Here is a 19,968-nt window from a genome sequence, read left to right on the forward strand (position 1 = left end):
GGTAGCTCAGTTGGTAGAGCAATGGATTGAAGCTCCATGTGTCGGCGGTTCGATTCCGTCTCGCGCCATTAATTTAATATTATATTTCGGAGAGATAGCGAAGAGGCTAAACGCGGCGGACTGTAAATCCGCTCCTTCGGGTTCGGGGGTTCGAATCCCTCTCTCTCCATACCTTTACGGGCATAGTTTAAAGGTAGAACTAAGGTCTCCAAAACCTTCAGTGTGGGTTCAATTCCTACTGCCCGTGTTATATGGCGGGTGTGGTGAAGTGGTTAACACATCAGATTGTGGCTCTGACATTCGGGGGTTCGATTCCCCTCACTCGCCTATTTTAATATTGGGGTATCGCCAAGCGGTAAGGCAAGGGACTTTGACTCCCTCATGCGTTGGTTCGAATCCAGCTACCCCAGTTCAACTATATGCCGGCGTGGCGGAATTGGCAGACGCGCTGGACTCAAAATCCAGTGTCCGCAAGGACGTGCCGGTTCGACCCCGGCCGCCGGTATAGTTATATAGACAAGGTTTCTAAGCCTTGTCTTTTTGTTTTGTGCTGGTAATTTCTCTTGTTTGAGTTACTAAAAATTACTAATACTCAATGAAAATCAAAATCAGACTTGCTCCAAAGGTTGGGAGAACCTTTAGAGGTTGGAAACAGGCAAACGTAGTGCGTTTCTCTCTGATGTAGAACGAACTCTGTCCCTTTTTGTATTTCAAGGGAACAGGCTGTCAAGGTCCGCTAGAGCTTGACACTCATCAAATCAAGTCAACAAGGTCTGATTTTTGATTTTCAAAGAGTAAAAAGCTCTTGACAGAAAATTTAATCCAGAGTATAATGTATATATATTTAGTCCTCGGACATAAATTGAAACATTGTAAAATATAGAGGATGTAGAAAGAGGTGTGCTATGCTAACAATAAATGCTAAGGAAATTTGTGACGCTGTTGTTAATGACTGGGAAACTGATTTTGATGAATTAGATGACCACTTTAACTTAAATCTTTCCAAAGATGATTTCTATCAGAAAATTTTCCCTAATTTAGGAAATAAAACGATTAATAATTATCTTAGCGGTAGTATTGAAAAATTGACTGGAAAAAGCTCCTGTTATAGATATGTTACTTTCAAGCGAAGAGCTGAAATACTAATTTGTAATGGTAAGATTCCCAATCTATGCTTTAATAAACTTGCCAATACTACAATTCTGAATGGGCTATCACAAATTGATAGTGATATTCCAAAATCTGTAGCTCAATTTATCAAAGAAGATACTACATTTGATAGCATTGCTTGGGCGGATTACCTGCTAAGTAGTGGTCAGGTTTTAGGAGCAATGGAAGCTGATGAAATTATGTTGTTTTCTTCATTGTGCTATTTGCGTAACATTATAAGTCTTTATGGTGTTCTTCCCTTTTTAATAGAACTGTCAAATGAAGATGATAGCATTTACTTCCATTGTGTTGATTTCAAAAATGACTTGAGCATATACTTCGTAAGCCTGACGAACCCTCTTGTCCCGCATTTTATTGAATAAGCAAAAAGGATACTTATGAGGTATCCTTTTTATATTAGTTCATCAAGTTTTTCTGCCAATTCCTTCTGCTTACTTGGATAGAGGTGAGAATAGGTGTCAATTGTAGTCATTATAGAAGCATGTCCTAGCCTTTCTTTTACAACTAGATAATCTTCCCCCTGGTTAATCAGCAGGGAAGCGTGTGAGTGCCTAAAGTCGTGTATGCGTATCTTCTTAAGTGTGTTATCACGTTCAAGAATTTTCTTGTATTGCTTTTCAATAGCATTTTTTGTAATTGTAATAGGTGAGCTTTGAAACACTTGTAGGCTCTTGCTATCGGTAGTAAATTGTTCTAATAGATGTTTTTGTTTCTGTTGCCATTGTTGCAGTTCTTGGCTCAATTTTTTATTGACGATAATTCTTCTTGTTCCTGCTTTAGTCTTTGTGGTGGTAACATGACTTATTTTTTTGCTAAAATAAACAGATTTTGTGATGTGAATTGTATTGCTTGTAAAATCAATGTCTTGCCATGTTAATGCGAGTGCTTCCCCAAGTCGCATCCCTGTAAAAAATAGGACTGTAAAAAGTAATCTAATATTGTATTCTTCAGCTTCGAACAAGTTTAAAAAGTGTTTAAATTCATTGACTGTCCAAAACTGCATTTTGGTCTTTTCAATTGGTAATTTTTTTAGTAGTTTTACTGGGTTTGTAGTGTAATATCCTTTTCGCAAGCCTACGTCAAATATTTTTTTGAGCAATATCATTATTTTATTAATTGTATTTGTGCTTAATGCTTTATCTGAATTTTGTGCTACTTTTTGCCTAAGATGTTCTCTGAATTGGTATATATCCTCATAAGTCAATTTTCCTACATTATCGACGTTTGAAAAGTAATCTTTAATGTGTCGGTTGTAGTTATTCTCTTGCGTGTTGATATAACTAACTTTTCGATGATTTATTATATCTTCTTCTTTAAGTAACTCAAAGAGCATAGAAACGCTTATTTTAGCCCCAAAATAGCGTTCCTTTAGTTCTACACTACGTAGATAGTTTTCTGCCTCAGTTGCTTCTTTTTTGGTTTTATAGCCCTTTCTGATTATTCTACGTTGCTTTAACGTTATCGGGTCAAAACCGTTACTAATATCGACAATCCAACCACTACCGTTTTTATCTTTACGTATTGCCATTTTTACCCCCTAGTGGGCTATTTTGGACATCAAAGCCTAATAATTCAGTTGCCACCGTTGCTGGTATAGTTCCAATACGCTTGTTTTGGTAGACATTGAACCCTCTTGCTATTAGAAGCTCTTTTCCTTGTCGGATAATGCGTTTGGAAGTTCCCTCAGAGAAACCAAGGGCAACTAGGTCATTTTTATTTATAGTTGCTATCATGTACTTACTCCATTAATCATCTAATTTTATTTTCTTATACTTTACAAGATTATCGAAATACTGACCGTCTTTATAGACCTTACTGGTGTATTCCGTTTCATATAGGACGGTTGAGTTATTATAATCAAAAGTTTCATAGGTATAGAACTTATCTTCATCAGGCTTTTTCAGATTACGTGATGATAGATAAGCTTGTTTACCAAAGTTTTCTAATAACTCCTGTCCGATACCTTTTTCAAAGTATTTGGTAACATATCGACCGTGGTTTTCTTTACTGTCGACATCAACTTTATTTATCCGTACTGCTCCATGCCCCCAGAGTTCCAAAAGTTGACGATGTGGGATATAGGGAACGCTGAAAAGTAGAATATGAGCGTGCCATGCTCCACGTTTCTGTTTCTCTAATACTGCAATGTATTTTAACTGGCTTTTCTTTGTTTGGAATATGTGATAATTAAAGCGTTTGATAAATGTTTTGAGTAAGTCTTTGAATTCGTTTCTCTCGCTGATATTTTCTTTAGTGGTCAAGGTAAGAAAAGAAGTCGTATCATCAAAGTTACAATCGACTAGGCGGAGTAAGCTCCACTTTGCTTCTAAGCGAGTTTTTTTCATGCGTTCAAGACGTTGTTCTTGTTCTTCTGGTGTTAGTTCGTCAAATGTTCTGCGTTTTGATTTTTCCTTGTTTTCAGTATTAGTATCTGTAATTGATTTTCCTTTTGATAATATTGGCTTATCATATTCCCAAATTTCAATATAGGAAGAAGTGCGGACTATTTTTTTATTATATGAGGTCATAAAAAATAGTTCCTTTTTGATTGGCTTTCGCCAAAAGATTGTCTATATAATAAATAAACTAGGAGGAGCAAAGCTCCTCCCTACTTCTATCATGTGATCCTAAGCACCGCTCCGCTAAACACGCTTCCAGCTTGCCGACCTCCAGTCGGCAGTTTTGCCTAGGTACATGATTAGAAGTAGTTATGTATTATTGTTTAATATTTGGGTTAAACTTATTGGACAAAAATCATTTACTTCAACTCCTACGGTAACCCTCCTAGTAGTTATATGATTGAGTGACGGTATTATAACAAAGAACGGGTATGATATGACTTTTACCAACACAACCATCAATAAAATAATGACTTTTTTGGTCATGGTAGATTTTCCCAAGATAGCTTGGGTCGTTTGCGACCTCTGAAGAAGCAATATGTCCTGAAATAATATCCTTATAAAAATATCCGATACTTGCTGGAAATTTGTTAGTAAAAATATCAGGATTAGAATACAATTTCCAATTTTCTCCGAACTCTTCATCAATTCCAGCATGGACAAATATTTGATTATCAGTCTCATAAAAACGTTCTGAATTAAAATATTTATTTCTAAACCAATCTACTATTTCAGGATATTCAGAAGTAATACAGTCTCTTATTTTCTTGTTAATTTGAACAAGGCATTCTTCATCAGATATAGAAAAATCTGATACAACTGTATCAACGATATTTTTTCGCTTATTCTGACCAATGAAACTAATTATAGTATCATAGGAAGTGTATTTAGAATCTCCGTCTTTCTCAAAGAGCCACTCAGAAAAATATTCTTCATGATTTCCTAATAAAGTGATAACCTGGTCAGGAAACTTCTTTTCTAGTTCAATTATTTTTGAGATAACTTGAAAAGATTGTGAACCGCCATCTATGTAGTCGCCAAGCAATATAAGTCGATTGTCCTTATCAGATAAATCCACTTTTGACAGGCTTTCAATAAATTCATCATAATGTCCATGAATATCGGACATGACATAAATTTTAGACATAAAAAATTCCTATTGAATTAACTTTTTTAATGTTTCGTATGTTTCTAAATTTCCCCAATTTGTCGAGATGACTGTTAATTCATTGTGCTTGTCATCATGGATAATCAAATCACCATTTCCGATAACTTGATATTTATGGTGGTTATTAAGGTATAATGAAAATGTATCAATCCCAATGATATTATTAGAAGCATCAATATTTTTTTGGGGAGTATGACCTACAATCTGTTTGGGATGTTTTAAGTTTGTTTTTTCTTTTAGCTCGCTTAAATCTGCCCACAGAGGAGAACCAGTTTCAAATAGTCCTCCTCGTTTTGTTCCAATGCTATCAGCCAATTCTTCTAGTTTGTGAAGGTGTCTTGAGGTGATTTTTTCAAAGTGCCAAGGTTCAGGGTTGAAAAGAGTGGTATATCCTGCGTGACTGATAAGAAAATCGTTCAATTGATATGCTACTTGTAATCCTAGTTCCTTTAATTGTTCTTTAACAGCAAAAAACACTTCTATATTTTCAACAGAATACTGACTGACGAAATTTATAAGATAATCTGCATCGTGGTTACCGATGATATTGATAACCTCCAAACCATTGGCTTCCATATTCTTTTTCCAACTAAATAAAAATGTGAGGTCACGTGCATAGAGATTTATATTATTTGTTTGACCAGGAAAATCAACATAATCTCCGAGGAAAATAACTCTTTTGACATTATTATCTTTGATAACATTGTCAACTATTGGCAAAATTAGTTGAGATTTCAGATGTAAATCTCCGACTAGTAATGTTTTCATTTGACCTCCTATCTTGCATTTACTGCATAATCATAATATAAGTAATTAGCAATTAATGAATGTGAACTGCCATCTATATAATCTAAAACCAAAATATATTGGTTGTTATATCATATAAATCCTCCTTTGAAAGGTTTCAACAAATTCATCATAATGTCCATGAATATCGGACATGGCAAATATTTTTGATAAAAACCTCCTACTATAATGGTTTCTTACTCATTTCTTATCCATTCTTGAGTTTGCATCCACTTTAATATATCTTCAATTTGTTGTGGTGTGAACTTATATCCACCTTCCCAACTTAAATCTTCTTCAGCGATACGATGTAAAGAATGAAAGTCAATTTGGTGTGAGAACCTTATATAATTTGTATTTTCCCAATATTTGAGTGGCTCAAACCAAATTCGTTTATTATTAGTATGAGGAGTATCATCAATAAAAAATATCATTACTTCTAATAAATCTTTTATTGCTTGTAATTCTGAATCGGAATATTTTCCAGGAGGTTGAGAATAATAGTTGACATCTCCAATCATTGGTTTCTCCTATCTTGCATTTACTGCGTAGACATAATTTAAGTAATTAGCAAAATCCCCCATTCGTTTTCTATCGTCATTAAATTCAGCGTACCAAGATACATCTCCATTTTGTTCCTGTATCCATACTCTGATATCTAATAATAATTTTCTAATGTCATTATGAAGAACAGTTCGTGCACCGTCAAAAGAATGTTGTTCTTCTCGAGTTAGGGTAAACCATTTTCCACGTGCTAAGGAATATTGGGCACAAAGTTCAATCAATTTTTTCCAGTATTCTTGAAATTTAGGGTCATGTATATTAACAGAGCTGATTAAGTTATCATAAATCTTTTCAGCTTGTTCGAAAGTTAGGGAACTTTTATCCTTTAGGAAGTCTCTGTAAGTAAAAATTTGCATTTTGGTACTCCTTTATTATTTTATAATATATTCTATCACAACTATTTTGTTACAGGTAAGACATCAGAGCAAGCAAACCAAAGATTGCCATTGAATTGTCCAACGTTCAAATCTTTAAGTGCAACAGGACAAGTCTTGTTGTTTGCCATTTCTTGAACAGAAGCAGTAGGGGTTAAAGTGTTGACTTTGACTTGAATCATTTCCATAAAGAAATCTGAGGTTTCATCTTGAATTGATACATTGAGCCGTAAAGCTATTGGTTTATTAGTTTCTCTGTCTAATACTTCAGTATATCCTTTTACGGCAAAGAAGCGATTACCAAGGAGCTCAGGTTTCAAAAAATCATTTAGTTTCATAATAGTTTCCTTTCTTATCATCGCTGAGCGATGAGGAACCGATATTTCTACTGAAAATCTTACGAATTTCAGTAAAAATATCGATTGCAATTAGTTGGTTTCCTCTAAATATAATTGTAGTTCGCTTATAAAATTAAATTGTTTGGTATCTAAGTAGGGGCTTTCCCAGTATTGAGCGTTTTCCCTGCCTGAACCCTGCATATAAAGATAGCCAGCTCCCTTTACTTCAATAGGTTTCAGATTGTCAGGAGTAGCAGAGCCAAACACCATTCTATAACCTTCATTAGAATTGGCACCAAGAGCGATTCTCAATCCCAAGTTATCTCTAAGGTCAGTATTTAAGGTTTCGGCTCTCATTTGTTGGGCCGCTACAAGGATAAATATGCCTGATTGCCTTCCGAGTAAAATAATTTGTTTAATTCCGTCCATAACTTCGGCAATAATTTCTCTTGATTTTTTATCTGTCCCTGACGCTTGAAATGCCCCCATTTCATCAAAAATCAGCCATAGAGGTTTAAAGCCATGGTCTGCAAAGTTTGAGCCGTATAGAAAGTTATCACGCATATATTGATATCGTTCCTGCATTTCTTCGACTACTAAACGGACAATACGAGCGATATTATTAGGAGTGGTTGCTACATATTTTTCTCCAAAGTAGTGTGACAAGCTACCTAGGTCAGAATTTTTAGGGTCTGCTATGTAGATAGTTGACTGTCGTTTGAGAAGTTCTAAAATCAAGAAAGTAATAAAAACTGACTTTCCACTTCCTGTACCTCCTGAAACCAAAATGTGAGGGCATTTTACAGGGTCATAGATTATTCCGTATCCTAAATCAATATTATGGTTGTTAATCAGTTGTTTTTGGCTGTGAGATTGTAAAGTTAATCTTTCTGGTTTTTTGTAGTAAAAGTGGTACTCTACAAAACTAGGACGGATAATTTTCTCGTCTAATTCAAGTTCGAGAACTCCAGCAAGGACATCATCAAGTGACTGTACTTTTTTGCTAAATTCATCGCCTGTAATCAGAGCTTTGATAAGTACGTGCCCCTTTTGCCTATCTAGCTCATATTCTAAGGTTGCACTTCTAATAATTTTTTCATGCCCTGTACTATCTTTTTGAGCAGTATAAAGTCGGTTAGTATATAGCACATACAATAAACTTTCTCTAATTATTAAATAAAAATCCAGGTTATATCTGAAATGTTTTAATTTAAGGTGGATTTTATATATAACAAAACCACTTAGTAAGAAGAATGGGATTTGAAGAAAAGCAGGTGCCCTAATATTTACGATAATAGTAAATAGAGTACAGACCGTCAGTCCTAGTATCAACCATTGGAATACTCTTAATCGGCGACTTGAAATAATGTAATTTCTTGTTAAATCTGCTATATATTTCAGTCTAATCATAAAATCTCCTCTCTACTATTAAAGTGAAATAGTTGCAGTTAGGATTGCGTGGTCGGGATATCCGACTTTATTTTGATAATCAGGATTTTTTAAGAATTTCCAGGAATAATTTTCATTTGATATTGGGACATTTGCAAAAATATGGTCTAATTTACAATACTTCCAAGAGTTTACATCTGATGGAGTATATGCAGTTAAACCTAATTGGCTCATTTCCTTGACAAGTAATGGATAAGAGTAAAATTCCCTAGCTTTTCCCTGGTAAGAATGAACATCATCATTTTGTTTGAAGAAGCCATTATTAAAGTCACCTAGAATAATAGTATTTTCATGACTTGCAGGCAAATTTGAAATTAGATTATCTAGTTGTATTTTGCGCTCTTTAAAATCTTCAATGATATCTTTTCCACCAGTTTTTATACGAGTACCTATAATATTTAACTCCTTACCAAATATATTTACTGTAACTCGCAAAAAGTTTGGATTACTATCATCATTATCAATGGTAGTGAATTTACTATCAGAAATTAAGGAACTTTTGATAGCTACTAAGATTTCGTTTCCGAATTCAAGAGAACGGTTATCTTCAAAAATTTCATAGCCAATATCCTGCAATCTAGCACAGAATAAATTATGGGTCTCTGTCTTGACATACTCTGTCAGACAAATAATATCTGCGTTTAATTGTCTTAGTTCGGTTACAACCATTTCAGGAATTTGTCTGCCAAGTCCTGAACGTTGATTGATATTCCAAGTAGAAACTGTAAGTTGTGTCATAAAACTGTCCTCCAAAAAAATTAGCAAGAGGAGGAACTCCTCCTGCTAGTCGTCTAATCCGTCAAATATTTCTCCTTGTTCGTCCTCATCATAATAACTATCCAATTCTTCATAGAAGTAATCTAAAGCTTCTTGGTCAGTAGTATTCATAGCATTCTCCTTTTTGTTTTCTGTCCGTTGGAAAAATAGGACATATTAGTTATAACAAAGTTTAAAAGATTTGTCAACAAAAAATGTCCAAAATATCATTTGGACACTACTTTCTTATTGATTCAGTTTTTAGTTCCGTAAATAACTGAATGAACTGACTGTGATTTGCGGGAGCGATGTAATCTAAAATTTTTTGTTCATATATTTCAAAAATCTCTTCAATATTCTGAGAAGTAGAATTCAAAAAGTCAGGATTTTTCCTTAATAATATTACAGCTTTAAGTATAAATTTTAATGTAACACCCAACGTAATACTTCTTGTTCCAATAAATTGAGGAAGATATGATTTATAATACTTTATCGTTTCTTCAAGTTGAGGTGTAATCTGTATTCTAAGTCGTAAATCTTTTTCTTCAAAATTGGTATTTTCGATTTTTATAGAATTATCAGAAATTATTTTTTCCCAACTATTTATACCAGATATTTCATCGATTGCTTTAGCGATGACAAATGCTTGAGTTATATAGTCAGAGGTTTCATCTTGATAAATCTTTTTCAAATAATTAAAATAATATGCTGTTTCTATAGATATTCTAGCTTGAAAATAATTCATTAAGTTCTCCTACCCGATTTTTTTCTTGGTATCATTATAACATGGACATAAAAAAAATCAAATTATTAATAATATTGATACTTATATATTGAAGAAAAGTAAATCCTAAAAAGTTACTAAAAATAAAAAAATCTACCATTTTTTTGATAGAAGTAGTTACTTATAATGCCGATTTTATCGGTTTTCATCCTATTAAAACTTCGAGTGCCAAACTCAAAATCCAGTGTCCGCAAGGACGTGCCGGTTCGACCCCGGCCGCCGGTATAGTTTATAGCGAAGAAACGTTGATTTATCAGCGTTTCTTTATTTTTTGTACGAAATTTGTACAAAGTTTTATAACTTTAACTAGTCTTTAGTTTAAGCAGGGCCTGTCGAACCTTATTATTCTCTAGATCTGCCTTTTCTTTAATAAGGTGTCCGTATGTTTCTGTGATTTGTTTAATATCTTTGTGTCCCATGTTTTTTGCAATTGCCCAAATATCAATATCTTCTGACAAGAGAATTGAAGCATAAGTATGCCTATTTCCTGTACATGTCATATTATGGGGAAATATATTCAAATGCTCTAAAATACTTTGTAGATGTTTATTACAAGCTTTGTTAGAGGGGATTCCATGTATTAGGTTTACAAATAGCATTTTATCTGGATTTGGAAGTATGTATTGGTGCTGTTGCTTTTGAATTCGATAAAGTATTTTGATTGTATCATCATCTATCGGAATATATCTAATAGATTCGGGTGTTTTTGCTTTAGTCCACTTTTGATTAACAGAATCGTATCGTCTATAAGTATAGATTTCTTTGGTTTCCCAGATGATACAGTCCCAAGTAAGTCCAAGAGCTTCTCCAAATCGTAAGCCTGTTTTAAGTTGGATATAGAGTAGATAAGGAATGACACTTTCTTTATAATCAGCTTTTTTGAATAGATAATCAAGTAGTTTAATATAGTCAGATTTGCTATTGATATATCTTTCTTCTTTTGTTTTTTGAGGTGGTTTTCCCGTAATATTAACACCAGTTGTAAAATCGTGAAAATCTATTTTATCCTGTCTTGCAAAATCCAAGACTTTTTTGACTTCACTATTTAGCCTAGATACATTATCTCTGCAGTTTGTCTTAGCGTAGTTGTTAATGAGTTCTTGATATTGACTTGATTTAATATTTCTGAGGGGTGTATCGTTGAAATATTCTTCGATGAGTTTTCCGCGTTTCAGATGTTTATTTAATGTTGATTGCATTTTACCTTGGGGAACAATATGTAATTCGTACCATTTTTTCCAAAGTTGGTATAGCGTGATACTTTTATCGATATTTAATCCATTGATGAGTTTGCTTTCTAAAGGCATTGCTTCTTGTTTTGCTTCGGTTTTTGTTTTAAAACCTCCTTTTGATGCGAGTTGCTTTCCAGTTTTATCGAAAATGCGATAAGTCCATAGATTCTTCTTGCCTCTTTGGCTGTAGGAAATTGACATTGATTACCTCTTTCTATAAAAAGGATAACCAAGATATTATCTCGGTTATCATATCATATTTATTTAAAAATGTCTTTGAAATTTTTTTCAAAATACTCTTTTGTCTTACTTGCAAGAAAGAAGTATCTTTCACCTTGATTTTGAGGATATTTAACAAACCCCTCTGTGTTTCTATCAATATCTATTTGAGAGCGTATTTCAGGTTTGTAGAGGACGTTATCAAGTAGCCAAGGCCTAGATACTGAAAGCAGGCTCAATACATCAGACAAGGTCCAATACTGTCCCTTGTAAGCCTGTTCCTGTAATTTTTGATAATCTTTTTTGGCTACAATCAAGTGTGTGTCTGGTAGCTTGATAACGATATTTTCAAGTTGTACAGTAATCGTATCCATAAGTATAACTCCAATCTTTACTATCTGTTGAAATTATGAGATACTTACAATAGAAACAACGATTCTATTGCTTGTTTCTCACAAACGAGTTACTACTTCTCTTCTCACTTTGGTCGGTCGAGGATTTAGAAGTAGTAGCTTTTTTAATTTTTTTCTGATGTAATGAGCGAATGTCCGATAACAACTTTTTTGCTTGTTTTCGTAAATGCTCTTCATCTAAAGTCTTTCCTAAATTATAAGTTTTCACTTTCTCATAGGCTTCTTTACATTTATCACCTATGTCTTTTGCTGCTTTATAGTGATATAGTTCTGCTACAGTGTTCCTATTTTTAGTAAGTAGTTTTATAAAAAATGGGATGCGTCGCATAAGTTGATGATATTCCTTCTTTTTAGGAAACCATGCATCTGTCCAGTTGATAAAGTCATCTGAGTTGGTCATAATAGTTAAGTCATTGATGATATGAGCGTCTTTAAAGCGAGAACTGAGTTGGGTCACGGCATCTGGTTCTAAAATTTGGAATAACTCACGAAAGGAAATTCCGCATGAGGCATCAAATTCATTGATAACAATGGTCCTTTGTCCGTCGTACCCAGACCCTAAGTCTAACCGCTTCTTATTTGTTGAAGGTGCATGTTGTCCGTGGTCGTCTCTTTCTTCAGCTAGAAATCTTGCGAGTGTCGTTTTTCCAGTTCCACCAGAGCCTTGGATATAAAGACCAATATGATTTCGATTTCCCTTGCTCATGCGAACAAATTCTTTATCTATATACTCTTGGCGGTTGATTTCAAACTGCTTTTTATATCGATTCCACAGTTGTTGAGCGTTTAATCTATCAAACTCTTCAAATAGCATTTCTTTAGCTGGGTTTAACAAGAGACCACATTCACTAATTTGGTAGCTAATCTCCAAGCAGAAATCTATTTCTTCTTGCTCAGACTTCTTTTTATCAGCTCTTTTAGATTTACCGCAGATATCTAATCGATAGTCACTATTTTTAGAACTAATTATCTCTGAAATCTCATATTGATATTTTCCTTCGTTTATGTCTTTTTCATTTCTATGAGTTAAGTACCGACATACTTTTGCTTTATCTTTAACCACTTGAAGATTTTTATCGCGACTAATCTCTAGTGTTTTGAAAAGTGAACTATAAAATCGACTATTTTTAAATTCGAAGTAAATATGTGCATGAAGAGACTTTAGCTCACCATTTTGGTCTATATCTTTGTCATGAAAAATGATATAAAACTTATCATCATCATGTGTACAAAGTGCTTTTACTAACCTGATAATTTTCTCACGAAAGGCATCTTCAGTTAGGTTAGGGTCAGCATTTTTTTGATAAGTGTAAGAAACTTGAGCGATGTATCTTCGGGCCTTTGCTTCAGATGAGTCTTTTTTTGCCATAGATTTTCTCCTTTCTTGACACAAAATTTAGATATTGTGTTATGAATGTTATTGTTGAATTCTTTCGTTTGAGGCTCTGATTAATCCGCATAGGACGGAGGTTTGCTATGCGGATTAATATGCCTTCACAAATTTATTTTTGAAACAACACAGTTATGAAGCTACTTACCATTTTTTTCAAAAATTCGTGCTGAGTTTTTAAACTGCTTAGCTGTCATTACGATATCGTCAGCTATTCGATTAGAAATCGTAGCGATAGCTTGGTCTGTCGGATTGCCGTCAGTCATATAAATAATCATATGAGCAAGTTCAGCTATCATTTTTGTGTAGTTTTTCTGATGCGATTTTAGAAATTCAGCACGTTTTTTAACTCGGGCTTCACGCTCTATTTTTTCGTTTTGTAGCTGGTGAAATGTTTTATTTTCCATTCTAGTCAACCTTTCTAATACCATCAGCAGTAAGTGCAAGTCTCAATTGTACAAATGTTGAATCTTCTCGACTAGTACCGTAAACTTTTCCTTGCAGGTCTTGAAACTCTACATCATCAAATACTTTTAAAGTATTTAAGACAGACAGTTTCTCAGCGAGTTTATCGATAACAACAATATGTTCGTTTCCGAGACTATCAAAGACAACTATAGAAGTTCCAACAATTTCGTCAGAGTTAAACTTTTTCTTGTTTCGAAACTCTTTGAATTTAAAGATGCTTCCAATAGTAGCAGGAATATCAACGACAATGTTTAAAGCCATATTATAGCTCTCCTTATAATTTATTAGACCAAATCAAAACTTTTGTTACTCAATAAGATTCTTATTGACCTCCATCAGTCGCAGTGCTATAATGACTACAATCAACATAACATTAGTTATGATTGAGAAAGCTAGTAGATTTCTTACGCGTTCATCTGTCAGAAATCTACTATTTTCTTTGTCTAAATTTATTATAACCCAATTTCAGCAGAAAAAAAGACCGAGCTTTTTACTCAAATTTCCTCCGTTCTGCACGTGCAAGCACGTGGGAGCATTTCCCTATGTTAAAGGCTTAAATAGCCAGAAGTAGGGGAGTAATCTTATTCTATACGCCATTTAGCGACTAGCTCGAAATTCCTTTGTTATCATCTCCTCCTTAGCTCGTACGCTTGTTTCAACTAGACTGCGCCTGGGCTTGTCTACGTTTCTACAAGCTAACGCGTTCAGCTCTCGCTAATTCCCCCAATGACAACACGTAATTTCTTCGCATTATAGTCGCTTTTTGGCAATAGAAATAAAGATTAACTCCCACCTACTTCTAGGGCTATTTTTCGGCTTTAACATAGTTCAATGCTGCATTTTGTTAGTTGAGCGATAGAAGGTAGGAAGAATTCTCTTTAAGACCGTTTTTTTAAAGCTGATTGCTTATATGTTCAGACATAGAAACACTATAGTATTTCCTTAATTAAGCGTCGTAAAATTTTCAAGCAGTTTCAACAGAAATGTTATGAGAGTGTAAGAAAAGCCCTGCATTTTTGCAAGGCCTATTTTTAATCTTTCATCATATTGTAGTACTCAACGATTTCTTCATCCGTAATGTAGGCTTCTTTAGGGTACTCATTAAACACTAGGCGGGTTTCGGTGAAAATATTGCTGTAGTTAGACATGGCGTTCATACCAAGTTGTCCTTGGTCGTTATTTGGGTAAACTAGGCGACTTTCATTATCAACATCCATCAGTTTGTATTTCGAATCCATTTCAGCGTTTGCATAATCTTGTTTACCGCTAATACGGTCTGCTTCGTAATAAGGCATTAAAATGTTTAGGGTAATGGTTTCCCCTGATTTGATACTTTCCATGAATTGTACAGACATGATAGTTTCGGCAGGTTTGATGCCAGTTCTTTCCATAAAATAGCCTTTTATGGTGAAACCTGAACGCAATTCGTTATTATCTGTGTTATTGTCATTGGTACCAATAATATCTTCACTGTAATTATTTGTTACCTTAACTTCAAGTCGTTTAGTATCATGATTATACTCACCAATCTCTACTTTTAATTTTGTTAATCGAGGGTCGACATCCTCTGAAGTAAGATAAATTTGTTCACCTTTTTTCGTAGCTTCTTCTTGAAGTTTTTCATTTTGTGACCTCATACCGCTGTCATAGTAATTATCACGATAACTGTTGATTCTGTCTTTATTATTTTTAATAAAGTTTTCAATGCTATCAACATTCGATGTTTGCTCTGTTGAGGGAGAGCTTTTTCCGTCTGTTGAATTGCTGTTGTTTGAGCAAGCAATTAGCATGGTAGATGTGGCAAGTAACGCCAAGCTAGTTAATATAGTTTTTGATTTCATAATAATCTCCTTAGTTTTCTTAACAGAAATTTTTGATGACATGTGATTGTTAACAAACCTCTAATTAAAAAATTTGGCACCACACTTTCGTCATTATCACAATTATACTTAATAAATTGACTATAGTCAATACGTTAAGCATGGTACGGTAGATACATAATATGAAAATTATGTAGAGGTATCAGATGATTTCGTATCAGCCGTTTTATGAAACGTTAAACAAGAAAGATAAGTCAGAGTATTACTTGATAAAAATAGAGGGAATATCAGCAAATACTTTACATCGCATGAAAAAAGGAGAATCAATAACTACAAAAACAATAGATAAGCTATGTGAGATTTTGGAATGCAATGTCGAAGATATCATTCGTTATGAACTAACTGACAAATAATTTTAATGAAAAAACTCTTCATATAGGCAATAGGAAGAGTTCTTATGATTTGTGCAAAATTTGTACGAAAAACGGTTTTTTAATAGAATGTAATAAGTGATAATATCTTGATTTTATCCTATTTTGGTTATTTATTTTAACTTAGTTTAACGGCTGATTATCGGCCGCCGGTATAGTTTATGAAGAAACGTTGTTTTATCAGCGTTTCTTTTTTTGCTTTGTCTGGTGGGTAGGGTGGTTTTAGGCTCAAATTTTTTCTGATATTGTAGTAATGTTAGATTTGCTATAGTACTTCTACTTTATTATGTTGATAATGGGAAGGTGGGCTTCTGAAAATTGCTACAGTTGTTTCCTGTATTTAAGGTGTTGATTAATTTGGGCATGGAAAATAATGCTTTCAGTTTTCCTTTGGGCTGATGACAAGCTTTCATGGGGCTGTTCTTCTTATCTCTTGTTGACTTGGAAAAGTATGTAAAAATTTTAGATCTTTTTTTGACAAAAAAATGAAAATATTACACAAAATACTTGACAAATCGCTTGTTATATTAGTATAACAAGCCTTGACTTTACAGCCAAGCCTTTCCTAATTGCTAAAAAAGGAGATTCAATTGATGGGCAAGAAACTGATAAAGAGCACAGCTATTGGAGTAGCGACTCTTAGCTCATTTGTAATTGCAAATGGTGTGCATGCTGAAGAAGCTGTAAATACCCCTACAAGCCCTGTAGAGAGCCCTGAGGTGTCTCTGACAGCTAGTGTAGGTATTGAGACGGTATCAGGTGTTATCGTGACCAATGGTACTGCTGTTGTAACAGAAACACCGACTGAAGCAACGGTTAATCAGGCGGCTACTATTAAGACTGCTGCTGACCAGGCTGTAACTGATCAGACTGCTGTGGTGGTGGATGCGAGTGTTGCCGAAGAAAATGCCGCAAACGTGGTTAAAAGGGCCAATGAAGTGGTTGCAGAGGCTGAAACAAACAAGGCCGAAGCAAGGGATGAGAACATTGCGAAAGCTGAAACAAGGGTGGCTGATACGCAAACAGCTATTTCAGAAGCTGAAAGCAAGGCTACTAAAGCCGCCGAAAACACAGCTGAAGCACAAGCAAAAGCCGATGATGCACAAGCTAAAGTAAATAGTGACAAAGCGGCCATTGACGCTCAAGAGACTGTTGTGGATAATGCTCAAACAGCTGTGGATAATGCACAAGCAGTTCTAGATGGCACAGGTAAAGAGACAATTATCGCAGAATGTGACGCTGCTGCAAGTGACCTTGAAGTTGCTAAAGCAGACGAAACCAAGGCACAAAGCGACCTTACGGCTGCACAAGCTGCAGATGCTAAAAAGGCCAGCGACATTGCAAGCCATACTGAAACACAAGCGCAACAACAAGCGACTGCTAAGCAAACAACTGGAGCTCTTGCACAAGCACAGGCTGATGCGAAAACTAAAGCAGACGCAAAAACAGCTACCAACAACAAAGTGGCAGAGTTGACAGCTAACATCGCAGCTTTTGATAACTTAACAACACCAAAACTGTCACAAGATGTTATTGATGCTTATAAGGCATTTGCGAAGGATGAGTCTCAAAGCAATAAAGATGCCTTGTTTAATGCAGTCAATACATGGTATACAACCGATATGGTTGGCTATACTAAAACAATGGTAACTCCAATTGATACAACCATTGTTGACCCTTCAAACTTAACAGAAGAGCAAGTAACAGCATTATCTCAATACTATGTTTATATTGAAAATGCTGTGCGTAAGCAAATTTGGGGTTCAAACAACGAAGATGTGATTGTCACAAAAGATGCTGTACAAGCTGCTATGCAAATTGCCAAAAATTATACAGCTGAAAATGATAATACTGGTGATCACAGCTATACAGCATTAAAAAATGATGGCAATAATAATGTAAGTTACAACTCGGAGGGGATTGCATTCATCTCCACTAAAACTACCACCATGACTCAGTTATATCGGAACATTTTCAGCATGTCAATCAATACATGGGCAGGCGATTACAACCAGAATTACGCCCATATTACGAATGAATATTGGACTCGTTCTATTTCATCATCTAGTAGTTCATCGACAACAAAATTTAGCGGAGCTTTTGTTACAAGTGTAACACCTGGTGGATTTGGACGTGCTCATAGCCTTCAATTTTTAGACGGATAGATCTACTCTTTTTCAGTAAATTTTCCTTGTTTTTTTGTTTTCTATGTGGTATACTTAACAAGTTAATTAAAAGGTTAAGGAGCTGATTATGAATCAGGTTGCATTAGAAATAGAGAAGTACCTGCATGAGATTGTGTTGAGTTCGGAGAATCAATTGGAGATTTTGGTTGGTTCTTGTCAAAGCACGGTGAAGTTGACGAATACGCAGGAGCATATTTTGATGCTTATTGAAAAGGCTGCATATACTAATACTGAGATTGCTAAGGAGTTGAATGTTAGTCAGGCTGCGATCACGAAGGCTACAAAGTCATTAGTTGCTCAGGGGTTATTGGTGGCGGTTAGAGATGATAAGGATGCTCGTATTGTTCGCTTTAGTTTGACTGAGGCTGCTAAGCCTATTGCTGCAGAGCATGCTCATCATCACGCGCATACCTTGGAAGCTTATGAAGAGCTTTTGGAAAATTATAGTCTCGAAGAGCAGGAGTCAATTGCTCGATTCTTAAGTGAGTTAGTGGAGAAGATTAGAAAATAAATGAGATATATTACTGTGGAAGACTTGTCGTTTTACTACGACAAAGAACCGGTTTTAGAACATATTCATTATTATCTTGATAGTGGGGAATTTGTGACTTTGACTGGTGAGAATGGCGCAGCCAAGACAACCCTCATTAAGGCGACTTTGGGGATATTGAAGCCTAAACAGGGGAGGGTTTCTATTGCTGAGAAGAGTATAAAAGGTAAGAAGTTGAGAATGGCCTATTTACCTCAGCAAATTGCAAGTTTTAATGCTGGTTTTCCGAGCACGGTTTACGAATTTGTAAAATCAGGGCGTTACCCTCGACAAGGTTGGTTTCGTCGATTGACAGCCCATGATGAGGAACATGTTCGGATTAGTTTGGAATCAGTTGGAATGTGGGAACATCGGGATAAGCGCTTAGGTGCTTTGAGTGGTGGGCAGAAGCAACGCGCGGTCATTGCGCGTATGTTTGCCTCTGATCCAGATATTTTTATTCTGGATGAACCGACAACAGGGATGGATGCAGGGACCAAGGATGCTTTTTACCAGCTCATGCATCATTCGGCTAAGAAGCATGGAAAGTCGGTTCTGATGATAACTCATGATCCTGATGAGTTGAATAGGTATGCTGATCGAAACATTCACTTGGTTCGTGATCAGCAGTCTCCTTGGCGTTGTTTCAATGTTCATGAAGCGGATGAGGAGGTTGCCAATGTTTGATCTATCTGTATTTCATTATGACTTTATGCAGCGTGCTTTTCTGGCAATCATTGCGATGAGTCTGTTCTCGCCTATTTTGGGGGTCTTTTTGATACTCAGACGACAGAGTTTGATGTCGGATACTCTTAGTCATGTTTCCTTGGCAGGGGTTGCATTCGGTTTGGTATTGGGGATTTCACCAACGCTTTCGACAGTTCTTGTCGTTATTGTGGCAGCTGTATTTTTAGAGTATTTGCGGACAATTTACAAGAATTTTATGGAAATTGGGACGGCTATCCTCATGTCGACTGGTTTGGCTATTTCGCTCATTGTCATGAATAAATCTGGTGGGAAATCAGGGCTTAGCCTGGAACAATATCTGTTTGGCTCGATTGTGACGATTAGTCAGGAGCAGGTAATTGCTTTGTTTACGATTGCTGTGATTGTTATTGTGCTGACATTGCTGTTTTTACGTCCGATGTATATTCTTACTTTTGATGAGGATACGGCATTTGTAGATGGGTTGCCTGTGCGAGCTATGTCGATTGCTTTTAATGTGGTGACTGGTGTCGCCATTGCCCTGATGATTCCTGCTGCAGGGGCTCTTTTGGTTTCGACCATTATGGTTTTGCCTGCTTCAATAGCCTTACGCATAGGAAAAAGTTTTAAAGCGGTTATCTTTACAGGAATGGGCATTGGTTTCTTTGGAATGGTCACTGGTTTGTTGACATCCTACTATGCTGAAACACCTGCAAGTGCCAGCATCACCTTGATTTTTATTAGTATTTTCTTGTTGGTGAATCTAGTAGCCAAGTTTAAAAAATAG

At 35.4% G+C, this 19,968-nt stretch carries 23 protein-coding genes and 6 tRNA genes; 12 read left to right on the forward strand and 17 right to left on the reverse strand.

Annotation, left to right across the window (positions count from 1 at the left end):
• The first annotated feature begins 1 nt into the window (after position 1).
• From P7J36_RS08845 to P7J36_RS08875, 7 genes are all read left to right on the forward strand, one after another.
• Positions 2 to 68 (forward strand) — tRNA-Phe (locus P7J36_RS08845).
• A gap of 20 nt (positions 69 to 88) precedes the next feature.
• Positions 89 to 169 (forward strand) — tRNA-Tyr (locus P7J36_RS08850).
• Between the two features lie 7 nt (positions 170 to 176).
• A tRNA-Trp gene (locus P7J36_RS08855) sits at positions 177 to 247 on the forward strand.
• 7 nt (positions 248 to 254) lie between these two features.
• Positions 255 to 327: transfer RNA gene (locus P7J36_RS08860), tRNA-His, on the forward strand.
• 11 nt (positions 328 to 338) lie between these two features.
• Positions 339 to 410: transfer RNA gene (locus P7J36_RS08865), tRNA-Gln, on the forward strand.
• An 11-nt stretch (positions 411 to 421) separates the two neighbouring features.
• Positions 422 to 505, forward strand: a tRNA-Leu gene (locus P7J36_RS08870).
• A gap of 400 nt (positions 506 to 905) precedes the next feature.
• Positions 906 to 1,532, forward strand: coding sequence for a hypothetical protein (locus P7J36_RS08875; protein WP_208581600.1), 627 nt, complete (start codon positions 906 to 908; stop codon positions 1,530 to 1,532).
• Between the two features lie 29 nt (positions 1,533 to 1,561).
• Here P7J36_RS08875 and P7J36_RS08880 read toward each other — a convergent pair whose 3' ends face one another.
• From P7J36_RS08880 to P7J36_RS08960, 17 genes are all read right to left on the reverse strand, one after another.
• A complete protein-coding gene (locus P7J36_RS08880; RefSeq protein ID WP_408551921.1) occupies positions 1,562 to 2,698 on the reverse strand; it encodes a tyrosine-type recombinase/integrase in 1,137 nt (378 codons plus the stop codon).
• Positions 2,685 to 2,903, reverse strand: coding sequence for a DUF3173 domain-containing protein (locus P7J36_RS08885; protein ID WP_024403297.1), 219 nt, complete (start codon positions 2,901 to 2,903; stop codon positions 2,685 to 2,687). The genes P7J36_RS08880 and P7J36_RS08885 overlap by 14 nt, the downstream gene beginning before the upstream one ends.
• 12 nt (positions 2,904 to 2,915) lie before the next feature.
• Positions 2,916 to 3,698 carry a rolling circle replication-associated protein gene (locus tag P7J36_RS08890; protein WP_408551920.1) on the reverse strand — a complete coding sequence of 261 codons (783 nt, stop codon included), beginning with the start codon at positions 3,696 to 3,698 and terminating at the stop codon, positions 2,916 to 2,918.
• 256 nt (positions 3,699 to 3,954) lie between these two features.
• The gene (locus P7J36_RS08895) at positions 3,955 to 4,716 is read right to left on the reverse strand and encodes a metallophosphoesterase (protein WP_392452645.1); all 762 of its coding nucleotides are present in this window, start codon (positions 4,714 to 4,716) and stop codon (positions 3,955 to 3,957) included.
• A gap of 9 nt (positions 4,717 to 4,725) precedes the next feature.
• Positions 4,726 to 5,505 carry a metallophosphoesterase family protein gene (locus tag P7J36_RS08900; RefSeq protein ID WP_408551919.1) on the reverse strand — a complete coding sequence of 260 codons (780 nt, stop codon included), beginning with the start codon at positions 5,503 to 5,505 and terminating at the stop codon, positions 4,726 to 4,728.
• Between the two features lie 215 nt (positions 5,506 to 5,720).
• Entirely contained in the window at positions 5,721 to 6,044 is a 324-nt protein-coding gene (locus P7J36_RS08905; protein ID WP_408551918.1) for a hypothetical protein, read from the reverse strand.
• A gap of 9 nt (positions 6,045 to 6,053) precedes the next feature.
• Positions 6,054 to 6,443: a hypothetical protein gene (locus tag P7J36_RS08910; protein ID WP_408551917.1), complete on the reverse strand. Its 390-nt coding sequence runs from the start codon at positions 6,441 to 6,443 to the stop codon at positions 6,054 to 6,056.
• A gap of 41 nt (positions 6,444 to 6,484) precedes the next feature.
• On the reverse strand, positions 6,485 to 6,799 hold the full coding sequence (locus tag P7J36_RS08915; RefSeq protein WP_004195544.1) for a hypothetical protein: 315 nt from the start codon (positions 6,797 to 6,799) through the stop codon (positions 6,485 to 6,487).
• Between the two features lie 90 nt (positions 6,800 to 6,889).
• Positions 6,890 to 8,209, reverse strand: coding sequence for an FtsK/SpoIIIE domain-containing protein (locus P7J36_RS08920; RefSeq protein ID WP_114866103.1), 1,320 nt, complete (start codon positions 8,207 to 8,209; stop codon positions 6,890 to 6,892).
• Between the two features lie 18 nt (positions 8,210 to 8,227).
• Positions 8,228 to 8,986 carry an endonuclease/exonuclease/phosphatase family protein gene (locus tag P7J36_RS08925; RefSeq protein ID WP_044754994.1) on the reverse strand — a complete coding sequence of 253 codons (759 nt, stop codon included), beginning with the start codon at positions 8,984 to 8,986 and terminating at the stop codon, positions 8,228 to 8,230.
• A 256-nt stretch (positions 8,987 to 9,242) separates the two neighbouring features.
• On the reverse strand, positions 9,243 to 9,749 hold the full coding sequence (locus tag P7J36_RS08930) for a hypothetical protein (protein ID WP_114866104.1): 507 nt from the start codon (positions 9,747 to 9,749) through the stop codon (positions 9,243 to 9,245).
• A 341-nt stretch (positions 9,750 to 10,090) separates the two neighbouring features.
• Positions 10,091 to 11,221, reverse strand: a complete 1,131-nt coding sequence (locus P7J36_RS08935; protein ID WP_408551916.1) for a tyrosine-type recombinase/integrase — start codon at positions 11,219 to 11,221, stop codon at positions 10,091 to 10,093.
• 59 nt (positions 11,222 to 11,280) lie between these two features.
• On the reverse strand, positions 11,281 to 11,613 hold the full coding sequence (locus P7J36_RS08940) for a DUF771 domain-containing protein (RefSeq protein WP_053863691.1): 333 nt from the start codon (positions 11,611 to 11,613) through the stop codon (positions 11,281 to 11,283).
• A gap of 64 nt (positions 11,614 to 11,677) precedes the next feature.
• Positions 11,678 to 13,021, reverse strand: coding sequence for a Rep family protein (locus P7J36_RS08945; protein WP_408551915.1), 1,344 nt, complete (start codon positions 13,019 to 13,021; stop codon positions 11,678 to 11,680).
• 161 nt (positions 13,022 to 13,182) lie between these two features.
• The gene (locus P7J36_RS08950) at positions 13,183 to 13,449 is read right to left on the reverse strand and encodes a hypothetical protein (protein WP_408551914.1); all 267 of its coding nucleotides are present in this window, start codon (positions 13,447 to 13,449) and stop codon (positions 13,183 to 13,185) included.
• 1 nt (position 13,450) lies between these two features.
• Positions 13,451 to 13,771, reverse strand: a complete 321-nt coding sequence (locus P7J36_RS08955) for a hypothetical protein (RefSeq protein ID WP_408551913.1) — start codon at positions 13,769 to 13,771, stop codon at positions 13,451 to 13,453.
• Between the two features lie 770 nt (positions 13,772 to 14,541).
• The gene (locus P7J36_RS08960) at positions 14,542 to 15,351 is read right to left on the reverse strand and encodes a hypothetical protein (protein ID WP_408551912.1); all 810 of its coding nucleotides are present in this window, start codon (positions 15,349 to 15,351) and stop codon (positions 14,542 to 14,544) included.
• 185 nt (positions 15,352 to 15,536) lie between these two features.
• Here P7J36_RS08960 and P7J36_RS08965 point away from each other — a divergent pair, with 185 nt between their 5' ends.
• The 5 genes from P7J36_RS08965 to P7J36_RS08985 all read left to right on the forward strand — a co-directional run bounded on the left by P7J36_RS08965 (position 15,537) and on the right by P7J36_RS08985 (position 19,968).
• Positions 15,537 to 15,743: a helix-turn-helix domain-containing protein gene (locus P7J36_RS08965; RefSeq protein WP_018166159.1), complete on the forward strand. Its 207-nt coding sequence runs from the start codon at positions 15,537 to 15,539 to the stop codon at positions 15,741 to 15,743.
• Between the two features lie 611 nt (positions 15,744 to 16,354).
• Complete coding sequence (locus P7J36_RS08970) at positions 16,355 to 17,926, forward strand: SEC10/PgrA surface exclusion domain-containing protein (RefSeq protein WP_408551911.1); 1,572 nt, start codon at positions 16,355 to 16,357, stop codon at positions 17,924 to 17,926.
• Between the two features lie 88 nt (positions 17,927 to 18,014).
• Positions 18,015 to 18,458, forward strand: a complete 444-nt coding sequence (locus P7J36_RS08975; RefSeq protein WP_408551910.1) for a zinc-dependent MarR family transcriptional regulator — start codon at positions 18,015 to 18,017, stop codon at positions 18,456 to 18,458.
• On the forward strand, positions 18,459 to 19,163 hold the full coding sequence (locus tag P7J36_RS08980) for a metal ABC transporter ATP-binding protein (protein ID WP_029172119.1): 705 nt from the start codon (positions 18,459 to 18,461) through the stop codon (positions 19,161 to 19,163). It begins immediately after the preceding gene.
• Positions 19,156 to 19,968, forward strand: a complete 813-nt coding sequence (locus tag P7J36_RS08985; protein ID WP_408551909.1) for a metal ABC transporter permease — start codon at positions 19,156 to 19,158, stop codon at positions 19,966 to 19,968. The genes P7J36_RS08980 and P7J36_RS08985 overlap by 8 nt, the downstream gene beginning before the upstream one ends.

It is taken from the genome of Streptococcus suis (assembly GCF_046032115.1).
In the GTDB taxonomy this organism is placed as follows: domain Bacteria; phylum Bacillota; class Bacilli; order Lactobacillales; family Streptococcaceae; genus Streptococcus; species Streptococcus suis_AJ.